Source organism: Cupriavidus sp. SHE, assembly GCF_000812445.1.
GTDB classification, from domain to species: domain Bacteria; phylum Pseudomonadota; class Gammaproteobacteria; order Burkholderiales; family Burkholderiaceae; genus Cupriavidus; species Cupriavidus metallidurans.
Genome location: NZ_JWMB01000009.1, coordinates 207,673 through 223,173 on the forward strand (window position 1 = coordinate 207,673; position 15,501 = coordinate 223,173).

Here is a 15,501-nt window from a genome sequence, read left to right on the forward strand (position 1 = left end):
GCCGGGAACCCCCATGGAACAAGGGCTCGGCACGGAATGCGCGGACTGCGAAAGCGGCATCGGCGCTGCCAGCGCGCGGCAGTGCTGCCATGATGGCAGCACGTGGCAGCGGATTGGCAGTGGGGGGAACCCCGAACGACGCCTATTCGATGCCCAGGGCCTTGAGCCGGCGATAGAGGGTGCGTTCGCTCATGCCGAGCGATTGGGCAAGCGCGCGGCGCGTGCCGGTGAAGTGGCTTGCGTGGAAACGCAGCGCCTCGTCGTCATCCTGCCGTGGCACCTGCGTGCGATACGCGGACGGCGGCACGAAGCGGACCGAAGACACACGGGCCTCGCCCATTCCCGGCGGCAGATCCTTCACGCGGATCACACCGTCGTCAGCATAGAGACGGGCGCGCTCGAGCACGTTGCGCAGTTCGCGAATATTGCCCGGCCAGTGGTGGGCGCGCATGCGCGCGAGCGCCTCGGGACTCAGCCGCAGCGGGTCCTTGGTCCGATTGCCGCGCGCCAGAATCGACTCGGCCAGCAGCGCGATATCGTCCAGGCGGTCTCGCAGCGACGGCAGATGGATCGGGAATGCCGCGATCCGGAAGTACAGATCCTGGCGAAACAGCCCCTGCGCCACCATCTGCTCGAGCGGCTTGTGCGTGGCGGCAACCAGCCGGAAGTTCGACTGCAGCGTCTCGACGCCACCCACGCGCCGGTAAGTACCCGACTCGATCAGGCGCAGCAGCTTGACCTGCATCGCCAGCGGCACATCGCCCATTTCGTCGAGGAATAGCGTGCCGCCCTCGGCCGTCTCGACCAGCCCCGGCTTGCGCGCCTGCGCCCCGGTGAACGCGCCCTTCTCGTAGCCGAACAGTTCACTCTCGAACAGGGTCTCCGTCAGGCCCGAGCAATCGACCACGACGAACGGCCCGCTGGCGCGGTCGCTGGCCTCGTGCACGGCGCGCGCGAACATCTCCTTGCCAGTGCCCGATTCACCGAGCAGCAGCACCGGTAACGACGACGGCGCCACGCGCTGCACGGCCTCCAGCGCGTGATTGAAGGCCTCCGAGCGCCCCACCAGCCCTTCCGCGCTCGGCCGCGCCGATGCGCTTCGCACGGTGTTCAGGCGCTCGACGTAAGCCACCACCTGGTGGTTGTCGTCGAGGATCGGGCGCAGTTCCACGTTCACATGCTCGGGGCCACGCGGGGTGTGATGGATGTGAAGGACGCGATCCGGCCCACGGGTCTCGAACGCCTTGCGCATCGGACAGTGTTCGCCGGCCTGATCGCACGGCACGTCATAGCCGTGCGAGACGCGGTAGCAGGGTTGGCCCAGATAGGGGCGCTCCACCGCGCCAAACTGGCGGCGGTAGGCCGTATTGGCAGCGAGGATGCGGTAGTCGGTATCCAGCACGATCGTCGGCTGGCTTTCCTGTTCCAGGTAGGACAACAGTCCCTGGAGTGTGGTGGGGCGATCCATAGGGGCGGGGGACGGGGGCGGGTAAAACAAGGGCGCCATTCTGCCAAGTTCTGCCAACACTGCCAAGTTGGCAGTGACCCGAGGTGCCTGACAGTCCACGCTCCGCACGCGCAGGAAGCGAAATCCCTTGGAAATCATCGCCTTGTGGCGCACAGGCAGCATGGCACGGGTTTTGAGTCATTGCCCCGATCAAAAAACGGAAACGCCGACACATATGACAACACAGATGGTCATCGAAGCCTTCTTCGACCCCGATACGTGGACCCTGAGCTACCTCGTACTCGACCGCGAGAGCCAGCAGTGCGCGCTGATCGACAGCGTGCTCGACTACGACCCGAAATCCGGCCGTACCGGAACCGCCAGCGCCGACCGCATGATCGACCGCGTAAAGACGCTCGGCGCCAGCGTGCAGTGGGTTCTGGAAACCCACGTCCATGCCGACCATCTGTCCGCCGCGCCCTACCTCAAGGCCAGGCTCGGCGGCCAGATCGCCATCGGCAGCCATATCACCACGGTGCAGAAGGTATTTGGCACGCTGTTCAACAGCGGCCCGGAGTTCGCGCATGACGGCAGCCAGTTCGACCGCCTGCTGCAGGACGGCGACACGCTCTCGATCGGCAGCCTGCAGGTGCGCGCGATGCACACCCCCGGCCACACACCGGCCTGCATGACGTACGTGATCAGCAACGGCAAGGACACCGCCGCATTCGTTGGCGACACGCTCTTCATGCCCGACTACGGCACCGCCCGCTGCGATTTCCCCGGCGGCGATGCGCGCACGCTCTACCGCTCCATCAACAAGGTGCTGAGCCTGCCCGCCGATACGCGCCTGTACATGTGCCACGACTACCAGCCCGGCGGCCGCGAGCTGCTGTTCATGTCCACGGTGGCGGACGAGCGCGCCAGCAACATCCATGTGCGCGATGGCGTGAGCGAGGACGAGTTCGTCGCGATGCGACAGGCCCGCGACGCCACGCTGTCCATGCCCACGCTGATCCTGCCGTCGGTGCAGGTCAATATGCGCGCCGGAGAAATGCCGCCGCCGGAAGCCAACGGCACGCGCTATCTGAAGATCCCGATCAACGCGCTTTGAGTCTTCGCCCCAGATTCGACAAGGAAAAAACATGCAATCGCGCCCCCTGCCCCTCGACCCCAAAACACCCCTCGCGCAGGCCGATGCCAGCCACGCCGTCGTCATCATCGGCGGCGGCGCCGCGGGCATTGCCGTGGCATCCAGCCTGCTGGCACGCAAGCCCGGCCTCGACATCGCCATCATCGACCCGGCCGACATCCACTATTACCAGCCGGGCTGGACACTGGTGGGCGGCGGCGTGTTCGAACCCGCGCATACCGCGCGCACGATGGCTTCGGTCCTGCCGCGCGGCGTGTCGTGGATCAAGGCCACTGTCACGGGATTTGAACCGGAAGCCAACGCGGTGATGCTGGAAGGCAACCGCGTGGTCAAGTACGAGCATCTGGTGGTTTGCCCCGGCCTGAAGCTGGACTGGGATGGCATCGAAGGCCTGCCGCAGGCGCTCGGCCGCAACGGCGTCACGTCCAACTATCGCTATGACCTGGCGCCATATACCTGGAAGCTCGTGCAGGAACTCGTGCGCAAGCAGGGCGGCAAGGCACTGTTCTCTCAACCCCCGATGCCGATCAAGTGCGCGGGCGCGCCGCAAAAGGCCATGTACCTCTCGGCCGATGCGTGGCGCCGTGCCGGCGTGCTCGATCGCGTGGACATCCAGTTCTGCAACGCGGGCAATGTGCTGTTCGGCGTGGCGGACTACGTGCCCGCGCTGATGGAGTACGTCGAACGCTATGCCATTGACCTGAACTTCGGCGAAACGCTGGTTGCCGTCGACGGCCCGGCACGTTGCGCCACATTCCGCCGCGCCAACGCCGATGGCACGACGGCACTGGTGACGCGCGAGTTCGACATGCTGCATGCCGTACCGCCGCAGAAGGCGCCTGACTTCATCCGTTCGAGCCCACTGGCCGACGCCGCAGGCTGGATCGACGTGGACCCCGCCACGCTGCGCCATACGCGCTTCGGCAATATTTTCGGTCTCGGCGACGCCGGCAACACGACCAATGCGAAGACGGCCGCCGCCGCCCGCAAGCAGGCGCCAGTGGTGGCGCACAACGTGCTGGCCGAGCGCGGCGCGGCACGGGGTGAAGCGCGCTATGACGGCTATGGTTCGTGCCCGCTCACCGTCGAACGCGGCAAGATCGTGCTGGCCGAGTTCACGTACGGCGGCAAGGTCGCGCCGACATTCCCGAGCTGGTTCATCGAAGGCAAGCGGCCCTCACGCATGGCATGGTGGCTCAAGGAGCGGATCCTGCCGCCGCTTTACTGGCGCGGGATGCTCAAGGGCCGCGAATGGCTCGCGAATCCCGAACTTCAGGGTCGCTAAGCCAGGCACGGCCTTCCTGTAGTAAAAAGGCGGGATCGTGCGCGTCCGCGCACGCCATCGACCAATGCCATGGCAACGCGCGCTCCCGCCAGCACCCTGCGACAGATCCCGTCCGGCATCTGGATGCTTGGATGCGTCAGCCTGCTGATGGATATCTCCTCGGAGATCATCCACAGCCTGTTGCCCGTCTTCATGGTCACCACGCTCGGCGCCAGTGCGCTGGCCGTGGGGCTGATCGAAGGCGCGGCCGAAGCCACCGCCCTGATCGTCAAGGTCTTCTCGGGCGTCCTCAGTGACTATCTCGGCAAGCGCAAGGCGCTGGCCGTGCTCGGCTATGGGCTCGGCGCGCTGTCCAAGCCGCTCTTCGCGGTAGCGCCCGGCGTCGGCACGATACTGGCGGCACGCCTGTCCGACCGCATCGGCAAGGGCATTCGTGGCGCGCCGCGCGATGCGCTGGTGGCCGATATCGCCCCCGCCCATCTACGCGGCGCGGCGTTCGGGCTGCGGCAGGCACTCGACACGGTTGGCGCATTCCTCGGCCCGCTGATCGCGATCGGACTGATGATGCTCTGGGCGAACGACTTCCGCGCCATCTTCTGGGTGGCAGTGGTGCCCGGCGTGCTGTCCGTTGCCTTGCTCGCATTCGGCGTGAAGGAACCGCAAACCCACACCGGGGACAAGCGTGTGAATCCGATCCGGCGCGCCAACCTGGCGCGGCTCGGTCCGGCCTATTGGGGCGTGGTTGCCGTGGGCACGGCCTTCGCACTGGCCCGATTCAGCGAGGCATTCCTGATCCTGCGCGTCCAGCAGGAAGGGCTGCCGCTGTTCATGGCGCCGCTGGTGCTGGTAACGATGAACGCAGTCTTCGCCGCCACGGCCTATCCGTTCGGCAAGCTCGCGGACAACTGCAGCCATGACAAGCTCCTGGTGGCTGGCCTTGCCGTGCTGATCGTCGCGGATACGGTGCTCGCACTCGGCTCGCACTGGAGCATCGCACTGGCCGGGGTCGCGCTGTGGGGCCTGCATATGGGCATGACCCAGGGATTGCTGGCCACGATGGTCGCCGATGCCGCGCCTGCGGATCTGCGTGGCACTGCATTCGGCGTTTTCAATCTGGCCAGCGGGGTGGCGTTACTGGTAGCCAGCGTCATGGCCGGCTGGCTGTGGGACCGGCACGGCGCCGCCGCCACGTTCCACGCCGGCGCGGGCTTCTGCGTGCTGACCATCGCACTGCTGATCCACCGGCTTCGCAACCGCCCCGCCTCCGGCGCGGCCACCCGCTGAGCTTCGTTGAAGTTCGCTGAGCGCCTGGCGACGGCAACCTTCCTGTTCGTGTTGCACAACTTACGGATTGTCACGACTCCGACGTCAACGGCGACCGCTTGCGTGCCGTTTTTTCCGGTAAGCACGACGCATTGTCGGGCTAACAATCTCCCAGGAGTTGACATCATGAAGAAGCTGTTCGCTGCTCTCGCATCCGTCGCTTTCGTCGGTACCGTTTTCGCGCAGACCGGCGCACCGGCTGCCGCCTCGGCCACCCCGTCGAAGTCGGAACCGGCGCAGGCTCAAGCCAGCGCCCACAAGGACAAGGCCGACGTTCATACCGGCGCGCACAAGTCCACCGCCAAGGGCACGCATCACAAGGCCAAGGCCACGACCGACATGGCGAAGTCCACTGACACCACCGGCGCGACGGCCGGCGCTGCCAAGACCGCTGCTCCGGACAACTCCAAGAAGCAGTAAGCCCCGGCATCGAGTTATCGGGGGGTTCACCGCCACGGTCAAGGCGAATGCCGTGGCGGCGACGCTCGAACCATGGGCTCTTGCGGAGAGCGCAAGCGAGAGGAAGGTCTCCGCGCTTGCCTCTCCGCTTTGTCATCCGGTCATCCGATCATCTGTGCGACCATGACGGCATGTCTCCACGACTTGGAAGCCATTTCAAAATGAAGCGAAGCGGTTCGGGCTAGACGCGGGGCCGCAGACAGTACAAGTAGTACGGCAAGGCCCCGCAACGACGCCAGAATCTTTTTGAAATGACTTCTTAGCCCCGGGATCAGCATGCTCACCGTACACGCCATCCATCTGCTGCACGAAGCCGCCTTCGGCACGCTTGCCACGCAATCGTCCGTCCTGGCCGGCTATCCCTACGCCACCGTGGTGCCCTATGTCACGGACCACGCGCATCAACCGGTCATCTGCATCAGCGCCCTGGCCGAACACACGAAGAACCTGCTCGCGGATACACGGATGAGCCTGTCTGTGCTGCAGCCGGAAGCCACGGATGTGCAGGCCGCCAGCCGACTGACGATCGTCGGAGACGCGGAACGCTTCGAGCCGGACACTGCCCTGCGCGACCGCTACCTGCGCTATGAGCCCGGCGCCGAACGTCTGCTGGCGCTCGATTTCGCGTTCTTCCGGCTGAAGCCGCTCAAGGTACGGTTCATCGTCGGCGTCGGCAGGATGGGTTGGGTGGAACAAGCCGATCTGGACGCTGTGCCCACGCTCCCCGCGCAAGAAGAAGCCGATCTCGTGAGCAGAATGTCCCGCCTGGTGCCCGAGAGCGTGCGCGTGCTCGGCATCGATCCGCTTGGCGTCGACGTCGAGATCAATGGACGCCGCCACCGACATCGTCTTGCCGGCACGGCGCCGATCGACGAAGCCATCCAGGCCGCCGCGCAGGAGATCACGGCGGCGCGGCGATGATGGCTTGACCGGCCGGCACTGCCCGCGCAAACGTGCTGACGCGCGATATGCAGCAGCACGCACCCGCCCGTCGCCGGCTTGGACTTTTCGCGTGAGGTGCCCTATCACATACCAGTGATGGGGACCAAAGCGACCATCGTGCGGAGCAGCATTCCCCGCGCGGCGCGCCCGACCTTACCCTTTGGGGAAATTGCCGGCATCCGGATCTCATCCCATAGTCGTGCAGGTACGCTGACAACTACTGCGGCCAGACCATGATCCACCATTGGATGCAACGCTTGGCGCCCACCATCGGCGCCGCCCTGCTCGCCGGCATGGCCCTCGTGGCAACCGGCGTCATGGCCCAGGAAAAGCCCGCCCCCGCTCCCGCGCCGTTCAAGGCCGAGGAGATCGAGGCACTGGTCGCACCGATCGCGCTCTATCCCGATACCGTGCTGTCGCAGGTGCTGATGGCGTCGACCTATCCGCTGGAGATCGTCTTTGCCGCCCGCTGGGTGAAATCGCACCCCGGCGAGAAAGGCGATGCCGCGGTCAAGGCCGTGCAGAACGAATCGTGGGACGTCAGCGTCAAGTCGCTGGTGGCATTCCCGCAGATCCTCGAACCGATGTACGACAAGCTCGACTGGACCCAGAAGCTCGGTGACGCATTCCTGGCCCAGGAGAGGGATGTGCTCGCAGCGGTACAGCGGCTGCGCGCGCGTGCCCGCGATGCCGGCAACCTGCAATCGAACGAGCAGCAACGCGTGATCGTCGAGCCGGCGACAACGTCGGGCGCGGTGTCGCAGACCATCGTGCGGATCGAGCCAGCCAACCCGGAGGTGATCTACGTGCCCGCCTACGACCCGGCGGTGGTCTATGGCGGCTGGGCCTATCCCGCCTACCCCTATTACTACTGGCCACCCTACCCGGCGTACTACCCGGGCTACGCGTTTGGCAGCGGCCTGGCATTCGGGTTCGGCCTCGCCGCCGCGGCAGCCATCTTCGGTGACTGCAACTGGGGCGGCGGCGACGTCCACGTCGACCACCACAAGGCCACCAATATCGACCGCAATTTCGATCGCAATGGTGGGCAAGGTGGCCAGGGCAGCAGTCGATGGGAGCACAGCGTCGATCATCGCAAGGGTGTTGCCTATCGCGACAACGCCACGCGCGAACGTTTCGGCCGCGAGCAGGCTGGCGCCGCCGACCGGCGCGCCAACTACCGTGGCCGCGATCCGGGCGCCGGCAATCGCGCCGGGGTGTCCGACCGCATGGCCGGCGGCAACCCGTCAGCCTCGGACCGCATGAACGGGGGCAACCGTCCGGGCACGTCCGACCGCCCCGCGACGGCGGATCGCGCGGCGGCCGGCAACCGGGCCGGCACCGCCGACCGCGCACAGGCCGCCGACCGCTACAGCGCGGGATTCGGCGGGCGGGACAACGGCTTCCAGGGCGTCGGCAACGGCGCCGGCACGCAGAACAACACCAATCGCGGCAGTTCCAGCATGCAGTCCTCGGGCTTCAATCGCGGCGGTGGCGGATATTCGGGCGGCGCGCGCGGCGGTGGCGGCGGTTTCGGTGGCGGCCGCGGCGGCGGTGGACGTCGATAAGCGGAGGCAACCATGACACTGACGACGCCAATCCGCGCAACACTTCGCCGCACCCTGTGCACGCTGCTGCTGGGTGCAGCCGCGAGCCTGACACCCGCGGCGCACGCCAACGAGGTCTTCGCCACGCCCGAGGCCGCGATGACCGCCTTCGGCAACGCCGTCATCAACGACGACGAGCCGACGCTGCAGAAACTGTTCGGCGGCAAGTTCCGCGACATCATTCCGCCGGTGGGCGCCGAGGTCCGCAGCAAGTTCCTGACAGCCTGGGGCAAGTCCCACGCTGTCGATCAGAAAGAGAATCGCGCCTATATCGACGTGGGAGACGACGGCTGGACCTTCCCCATTCCGCTGGTGAAGGGCAGCAAGGGCTGGCAGTTCGACACGCTGGCCGGCGTGGAGGAAATGCGGGTGCGCAGGGTGGGCCGCAACGAGCTGGCCGTCATCCAGACCATGCTGGCGATCACCGACGCACAGGCCGAATACGCGCTGACGCCGCACGACGGCAGCAAGACGCTGGTGTACGCATCGAAGCTGTCGAGCACGCCCGGCAAGCAGGACGGCCTCTACTGGGCCTCCGCGCCCGGCGAGCCACAGAGCCCGCTAGGCGCAGCGTTTCGCGGCGCGGGAACGAGCCATGCCAGCAAGGATGGCTATTACGGATATCACTACAAGCTGCTGGACGCGCAAGGCCCCAACGCCCCGGGCGGGGCCTACAGCTACCTGGTCAACGGCAATCTGTTCGGCGGTTTTGCCGTGCTGGCATGGCCGGCGCGCTATCAGGACACCGGCGTCATGAGCTTCATGGTCAGCCACGACGGCCAGGTCTACGAGCGTGACCTTGGCGCCGACAGCGCGGTCAAGGCCAAGGAGATCCGGACCTTCGATCCGGGGGCGGGATGGCGGAAGGTGGCGCCGTAGCAGGGTCGTAGGGTCGCAGCGTCACCTTCCGCTTCTCCGAATCACTCCTTCGGAATACCCGCGATTTCCGCGGCCTTCGTCCAGCGCTGGATTTCGTCGAGCTGGTATTTCCGCAGCACCTCCGACCCACCCGCGAAGATCTGGCCGTTCGTACGGCCCACGAACTCCGCCGCTTCCTTGCTGCTGATGATCTCGACCGTGGCGTCGCTGAGCTTCTTGACGATCGCCGGCGGCGTCTTCGCCGGCGCGAACAGCGCCACCCAGCTCACCATGTAGTAGTCCTTGTAGCCGAGTTCCTGCAGCGTCGGCACATTGGGCTCCAGCGGCAGCCGCTTGTCGCCGCCCACGGCGATGATGCGCGTCTTGCCGGCCTGCGACAGTGCGGAAGCGGCAAGGTAGTCCGACATCGCGAAGTCCACCTGGCCACCGGCGAGATCTGCGACAGCCGGGGCAGCGCCCTTGTACGGAATGGCCACGGCAGTGATACCGGCCTGCTTCATGAACAGCTCGGTGGCGATCTGGTACGACGCGGAACCCGAGCCATAGCTGAGCTTGCCGGGCTTCGCCTTGGCAGCGGCCACCAGATCGGCCACGGTCTTGTAGGGCGAATCGGCGCGCACCGACAGGATCATCGCCCCATAGTAAAGCCGCGCCACGGGCGCGAAATCGCGTACCGGGTCATAGGGCAGCGTCTTGAACTGGACCACGTTGGTCGCCATCGGCGAATTGCTCGCCACGAACAACGTGTAGCCATCCGGGTCCGCCTTCGCCACCGTCTGCGCGGCGATGAAGCTGTTGGCACCCGGGCGATTTTCCACCACGAAAGGCTGGCCGAAGCGCGCCTCGAGTTTCTGGGCCAGGAACCGCGCGCTGCTGTCCGAGCCCGTGCCAGGCGGGAACGACACCACGATCTTGACGGGCTTTCTGGGGTAATTGTTCGCGTTGGCGTGCGCCAGCCCGGAGACCCCGAGCGTGGCAATCAGACAGGCGAGAAGCAAACGCCGCATATCTACAGTCTCCTTCTTCGGGGTGATACGTGCCACCCGCTTTCATCATGAAAGAAGAAGCGTAAGGGAAGCGTGCTGCATGTCGCAATGCACATGGAGGCATATTCGTTATGCGCACGTCGGCATGGCACACCGCCACGCTGCACTGCCGCATGAGCGGTGAATTTCCGTTATCTCACGGCTGCGATAGGCGCGTCTGGAAGGCCACTGCTAACCTCGGCTCACACTCAAAAATCGCAAGGAGACAGAGTTGGAGATAGCCAGCAAGGTCGTGATACGGCCAGCCGATCCCGACGACGCACTGACGCCGCTGCGCCAGGAAGTCCGCGCATTCCTGGCGGAGACCCTCGGCAACCGGCCCCCCCAACTGCGCGCCAAGAGCTGGTCTGGCTACGATCCCGAATTCAGCCGCGCGCTGGGTGCGCGTGGCTGGATCGGCATGACTTGGCCCAAGTCTTACGGCGGCGGTGAACGCTCGATGCTAGAGCGCTACGTGGTGCTCGAGGAACTGCTCGCGGCAGGCGCGCCCGTTGGCGGCCACTGGGTTGCCGAGCGCCAGAGCGGCCCGCTGCTGATGCGTTACGCGGACAAGAGCGTGGCGGCGGACATCGTGCCGCGCATCACGCGCGGCGAAGTGCGCTTCTGCATCGGCATGAGCGAGCCGGACTCCGGTTCCGACCTGGCGTCGATCCGCACACGTGGCGATCGCGTGGATGGCGGATGGGTCATCAACGGCACCAAGCTCTGGACCTCCAACGCGCATCATTCGCAATACATGATCGCGCTGGTGCGCACCGACCGTGGCGCGGATGACAAGCACAAGGGCTTGTCGCAGTTCCTGGTCGACATGACGTCGAGTGGCCTGCAGGTGCGCCCGATCAAGAACCTCGCGGGTCACGAGGGCTTCAACGAGGTCGTGTTCGACAACGTCTTCGTGCCGGACCGGATGCTGATCGGCACCGAGGGCGATGGCTGGGCCCAGGTCACCGCCGAACTCACATTCGAGCGCAGTGGCCCCGAACGCTATCTGAGCAGCTACGCGCTGCTGGCCGAGATGGTGGATGCGGCGGACGCGACCGACTCGCGTCAGGCGGTGGAAATCGGCTACCTCGTCGCGGAACTGAGCAATCTGCGCCAGATGTCTCGCGGCATCGCGGCCATGCTCAATCGTGGCGAGAATCCGCAACTGGCCGCTGCCAACGTCAAGGACATGGGCGCGCTGTTCGAACAGCGCATCCCTGAGGTGGCCCACGCGCTGTTCGGCAATGAACTGCGCCGCACCGGCTCCCCGTTCGTCGCGACGCAAGCCTACCTGACCCAGAGTGTGCCCTCGTTCTCCCTGCGGGGCGGCACGCGTGAAATTCTGCGGGGAATCATTGCGCGAGGGCTGGGAATCCGATGAACGAACTCGAACAAATGCTGACCGACAGCGCGGAGCGCCTGTTCGGCAACGAGGTCACGCTCGAACAGTCCGAAGCGATGGAGCGCGGCGAGTTTCCGCAATCACTCTGGAATGCCGTGGACAAGAGCGGTCTGGTGCACGTGCTTGCCAGCGAGGAAGCCGGTGGCGCCAACGCGAGCTGGACGGAAGCGCTGCCGGTGATGCTGGCCGCCGGCCGCACGGTCACGCCGCTGCCGTTCGTCGATGCCGCAACGGCCACGTGGCTGCTGAGCCGTCTTGGCATCGAAGCGCCGCAGGGCCTGCTGGCCCTTGCCGATCTGTCCACGGCCCCGACCGCGAGCCAGGATGGCGACACCTGGCGGCTGAGCGCGGAAGTGGAAGTCCCCTGGGGCCGACACGCGCAACACGTGCTGGTGCGCGCCGCCAACGCCTGGCTGTTGCTGCCGACCGAGCACGCTTCGGTACGCGAGGATGCCAACATCGCTGGCGAACCGCGTGACAGGCTCACATTCGTCGACGCCGTGGCAACAGCCGCGTCGACGCGGCAGCCGCTGGAGGGATGCGACGATCCGGCCGCGCTCGGCGCATTGATGCGCGCCATCCAGATCACCGGTGTGCTCGAACGCGTGCTGAACCAGACCGTGCAATACGCCACCGAACGCATCCAGTTTGGCCGGCCCATCGGCAAGTTCCAGGCGATCCAGCAACAGCTTGCGGTACTCGCCAACGAAGTGGTCGCCTCGCGCATGGCCGTGGCCAGCGCCTGCGCGGCGTTGTCGGGCAAGGACTGGGCACAGCAGGCCATGATCGCCAAGATCATCTGTGGTCTGGCCGCCGGCCGCGCACCCGCGATCGCGCACCAGGTGCATGGCGCCATCGGCTTCACGCGCGAGCACTCGCTGCACTACGCCACGCGGCGCCTGTGGTCCTGGCGCGCCGAGTACGGCAACGAGGCGCAATGGGCCGCGAAGCTCGGCAAGATGGCAATCGAACACGGCGGCGACACGCTGTGGGAAAGACTGACGGAGGCCGCATGAATACACGTCGAGCCCTTCTCGCGATGATTGGCCTGCTGACGCTGTCGGCGTCAGTCCATGCGGAAACGGCCAAGGAATTCCCAACGCGGCCGATTCGCGTGATCGTGCCATTCACGTCTGGCAGCGGCTCCGATACGTCGGCACGCTACTACGGCGAGCAGATGGGTCGCACGCTGGGGCAGCCCGTGGTCGTCGAGAACCGGCCCGGCGCTAACGGCCTGATCGGCATCCAGGCGCTCAAGAACGCGCCGGCGGATGGCTACACGGTGCTGCTGGCCAGCAACTCGCCGATGTCGGTCAATCCGATCGTGATGAAGAACCTGCCCTATGACCCGCTGAAGGATCTCAAGCCGGTGTCGGGACTGAGCCGGAACATGAACGTGTTCCTGGTGCCGGAGAAGTCGCCGATCAAGACCGTGGCCGACCTGGTTGCCCACGCGAAAGACCGTGGCAAGCCGCTGGCAGTCGGCACGTATTCGGCGGGCTATCAGTTGGCGGCGGCGTGGTTCGCCAACCTCGCCGGCGTCCAGTTCGTCAACGTGCCGTACAAGGGGCAGGCCCAGATCATGACCGATGTCATCGGCGGGCAGCTCGACATGGCCGTGGTCGATCTGGGCGGCGCCATCACGCTACTCAAGGAAGGCAAGATCCGCGCGGTGGCTGTCACCGGCGAGACACGGCATCGCGACTTCCCGAACGTGCCGACGATCAAGGAAAGCGGCTATCCGGACTACGCGCAGTACAGCTGGGTGTCGTTCTACGTCCGCGCGGGAACGCGCGACGACATCACTGACAAGCTGGCCACCGCCGTGCAGACGGCCCTCAAGTCACCGGAGTCCGACGCATTCCTGGCCACCAAGGGCGGCGATCCCATGCCCTACCCACCGAAGGAAATGCGCCAGTTCCAGGAACGCGAGATGGCCCGGTTCCGCAAGGTTGCCGCGGCGGCCGGCATCAAGCCCGAGTAATGGGCGAGCGGATGCGTAAATGATGCGTGAGCGATGCGTGAACCCGACGATTGCCTAGGCGGCCACGTGACGCGCGGCGGATGCCAGCAGCGACCGCAGCACCGTGACGAACGGGTGCGAGTGGACGTTGTTGTGCCAGCACAGATGAATCGGCACGGCCATGCCTTCGTCCTCCATCGGCGAGAAGCGCATGCCGGGATGCCGGCACAGCGGCCTGGCGAGGTAGTCCGGAATCATCGCGTAGATCTCGGTGTCGTGAATCGCGTCGGCCACGGCCAGGTAGCTGGTCAGTGTGCCGACGATCCGCCGATGCAGGCCATGCGACTGGAAGTAGCGGTCGAGCAGCCGCGTAATCAGGCCGAACTGCGAGATGTCGAGGCAGTCGAGCGATGCCAGTTCGCGCGCCGAGGTGATCGCGCCGATATGCGGGTTGGATCTGGCCGACAGGCAGCCGAAGCGCGTCGTCAGCAGCAGCTCGGAGCGCAGCGATTCCATATCCACCGGATAGAACGCCACCATCAGGTCGATCGCCCCGCTGGTCATCGCGGAAATGCCGCCCTGCTGTGGCACGGGCTGCATCCGGACCCGCGCGCGCGGCGCCACCTGGCGCAGGCTGGCCAGGAACGCCGGGGCAATCAACGCCTGCAGGGAATCGTTGATACCGATCACGTACGTGCCGGTCTCCATCGCCGGGTTGTAGTCGCTGCCCTGCTGGTAGACGCCTTCGATGGCACGCAACACGTCATCGAGCGCGCCGCGGATGTCCTGGGCGCGGCGCGTCGGCAGCATCTTGTGCGCGCTCTTGATCAGCAGCGGATCGCCGAGATCGTCGCGCAGCCGGTCGAGCATCCGGCTCATCGAGGGCTGGGTGCTGTCCAGCCGCCTGGCGGCCTCGCTGACGCTGTTGCTCTCGAGCATGGCGGCCAGCACCACCAGCAGGTTCAGGTCCTTCTTGCGCAGTTCGGCAAGTGCCGGTCGTCTGCTGTCGCGGCCTTCCGGCGTCTCCGCGCCGTCCGTGCCTGGGGTGTCGCTAAAACGAGATTCGTTCATCGCTATTGCGCTTCAAATCCATATTGAATAAGGCATAACGCAGTATGCAGCATTTCAACCCCGCCCGGCGGGGAAACCTATCCACAGAACCGAGCCCATCGACATGACGCCCCCTAACGCTTCGTCTACCGCTTCCTCTACCGCTTCCTCTGCCGTCTCCTCTACCAGCGGCCAGGATTCCCTTCAGGTCACGCGCGACGGCCATGTCGTCCAGGTCCTGATTCGCAGGCCGCCCCATAACCACCTTGACCCGGCATTCGTCGGCCTGCTGGCGGACACGCTCGAACAACTCGATGGCGACGACGAATGCCGCGCCATCGTGCTGGCGGCCGAAGGCAAGTCCTTCTGCGCTGGCGCGGACTTCTCCGGCCAGCAAGCATCGTCATCGGTCAGCCGCGACCCGAGCCCGTTCTACAAGCAGGCCATGCGGCTCTTCCGCACGCGCAAGCCGATCGTCGCCGCGGTACACGGCGCGGCCGTGGGCGCCGGCGTAGGGTTGTCGCTCGTGGCGGACTTCCGCGTCACCTGCCCCGAGGCGCGGTTCAGCGTCAATTTCAACCGGCTGGGTTTTCATCCCGGCTTCGGCCTGAGCCTGACCCTGCCCCGCCTGATCGGGGTCCAGCAGGCATCGCTGCTGCTATACACGGGGCGTCGCATTGACGGCGAGACCGCCGTGCGCATCGGACTCGCCGACGAACTCGTGCCGGCCGACCAGGTTCTGGCCCGCGCCCATGCGCTGGCCACCGAGATCGCAATCTCGGCCCCGCTCGCCGTGGAAAGCACGCGCGCCGCGCTGCGCGAGGGGTTGGCAGATGCGATCTACGCCGCCAACCAGAAGGAGCTGGCTATCCAGCTCACGCAATTCCCGACCGAGGATTTTCGCGAAGGCGTGGCAGCCATGGCCGAACGCCGTCCGCCGAACTTCCGTCGTCGCTGATACTC

At 66.0% G+C, this 15,501-nt stretch carries 14 protein-coding genes; 11 read left to right on the top strand and 3 right to left on the bottom strand.

Features of this window, described 5'->3' with window-relative positions:
- Positions 1 to 142: 142 nt before the first annotated feature.
- Positions 143 to 1,468 carry a sigma 54-dependent transcription regulator FisR gene (gene fisR / locus RN01_RS04960; protein ID WP_024570002.1) on the bottom strand — a complete coding sequence of 442 codons (1,326 nt, stop codon included), beginning with the start codon at positions 1,466 to 1,468 and terminating at the stop codon, positions 143 to 145.
- A gap of 214 nt (positions 1,469 to 1,682) precedes the next feature.
- Here fisR and RN01_RS04965 point away from each other — a divergent pair, with 214 nt between their 5' ends.
- The 7 genes from RN01_RS04965 to RN01_RS04995 all read left to right on the top strand — a co-directional run bounded on the left by RN01_RS04965 (position 1,683) and on the right by RN01_RS04995 (position 9,095).
- Positions 1,683 to 2,561 carry an MBL fold metallo-hydrolase gene (locus RN01_RS04965; RefSeq protein ID WP_029700245.1) on the top strand — a complete coding sequence of 293 codons (879 nt, stop codon included), beginning with the start codon at positions 1,683 to 1,685 and terminating at the stop codon, positions 2,559 to 2,561.
- 31 nt (positions 2,562 to 2,592) lie between these two features.
- Positions 2,593 to 3,885 (top strand): FAD/NAD(P)-binding oxidoreductase, encoded by a 1,293-nt coding sequence (locus RN01_RS04970; RefSeq protein WP_017511450.1) that lies wholly within the window; start codon positions 2,593 to 2,595, stop codon positions 3,883 to 3,885.
- 69 nt (positions 3,886 to 3,954) lie between these two features.
- Positions 3,955 to 5,169: an MFS transporter gene (locus RN01_RS04975; RefSeq protein WP_017511451.1), complete on the top strand. Its 1,215-nt coding sequence runs from the start codon at positions 3,955 to 3,957 to the stop codon at positions 5,167 to 5,169.
- Positions 5,170 to 5,334: 165 nt separating this feature from the next.
- On the top strand, positions 5,335 to 5,628 hold the full coding sequence (locus RN01_RS04980) for a hypothetical protein (RefSeq protein ID WP_011519757.1): 294 nt from the start codon (positions 5,335 to 5,337) through the stop codon (positions 5,626 to 5,628).
- 315 nt (positions 5,629 to 5,943) lie between these two features.
- Positions 5,944 to 6,588 carry a HugZ family protein gene (locus tag RN01_RS04985; RefSeq protein ID WP_017511452.1) on the top strand — a complete coding sequence of 215 codons (645 nt, stop codon included), beginning with the start codon at positions 5,944 to 5,946 and terminating at the stop codon, positions 6,586 to 6,588.
- Between the two features lie 254 nt (positions 6,589 to 6,842).
- A complete protein-coding gene (locus RN01_RS04990) occupies positions 6,843 to 8,177 on the top strand; it encodes a DUF3300 domain-containing protein (RefSeq protein WP_017511453.1) in 1,335 nt (444 codons plus the stop codon).
- Positions 8,178 to 8,189: 12 nt separating this feature from the next.
- A complete protein-coding gene (locus RN01_RS04995) occupies positions 8,190 to 9,095 on the top strand; it encodes a DUF2950 domain-containing protein (protein ID WP_017511454.1) in 906 nt (301 codons plus the stop codon).
- Between the two features lie 41 nt (positions 9,096 to 9,136).
- Here the strand turns inward: RN01_RS04995 and RN01_RS05000 are convergent, their stop codons facing one another.
- A complete protein-coding gene (locus RN01_RS05000) occupies positions 9,137 to 10,102 on the bottom strand; it encodes a tripartite tricarboxylate transporter substrate binding protein (protein WP_017511455.1) in 966 nt (321 codons plus the stop codon).
- 250 nt (positions 10,103 to 10,352) lie between these two features.
- Here RN01_RS05000 and RN01_RS05005 point away from each other — a divergent pair, with 250 nt between their 5' ends.
- From RN01_RS05005 to RN01_RS05015, 3 genes are read left to right on the top strand one after another with little or no spacing between them, the layout of a single operon-like run.
- On the top strand, positions 10,353 to 11,504 hold the full coding sequence (locus RN01_RS05005) for an acyl-CoA dehydrogenase family protein (protein ID WP_017511456.1): 1,152 nt from the start codon (positions 10,353 to 10,355) through the stop codon (positions 11,502 to 11,504).
- On the top strand, positions 11,501 to 12,541 hold the full coding sequence (locus RN01_RS05010; RefSeq protein ID WP_024570000.1) for an acyl-CoA dehydrogenase family protein: 1,041 nt from the start codon (positions 11,501 to 11,503) through the stop codon (positions 12,539 to 12,541). The genes RN01_RS05005 and RN01_RS05010 overlap by 4 nt, the downstream gene beginning before the upstream one ends.
- Positions 12,538 to 13,509 carry a tripartite tricarboxylate transporter substrate binding protein gene (locus RN01_RS05015; RefSeq protein ID WP_024569999.1) on the top strand — a complete coding sequence of 324 codons (972 nt, stop codon included), beginning with the start codon at positions 12,538 to 12,540 and terminating at the stop codon, positions 13,507 to 13,509. The genes RN01_RS05010 and RN01_RS05015 overlap by 4 nt, the downstream gene beginning before the upstream one ends.
- Positions 13,510 to 13,563: 54 nt before the next feature.
- Here the strand turns inward: RN01_RS05015 and RN01_RS05020 are convergent, their stop codons facing one another.
- Positions 13,564 to 14,559, bottom strand: a complete 996-nt coding sequence (locus tag RN01_RS05020) for a LysR family transcriptional regulator (RefSeq protein WP_017511460.1) — start codon at positions 14,557 to 14,559, stop codon at positions 13,564 to 13,566.
- Between the two features lie 103 nt (positions 14,560 to 14,662).
- On the opposite strand from RN01_RS05020, the gene RN01_RS05025 reads away from it, so the two are divergent.
- A complete protein-coding gene (locus tag RN01_RS05025) occupies positions 14,663 to 15,496 on the top strand; it encodes an enoyl-CoA hydratase/isomerase family protein (protein WP_024569998.1) in 834 nt (277 codons plus the stop codon).
- Positions 15,497 to 15,501: the final 5 nt, after the last annotated feature.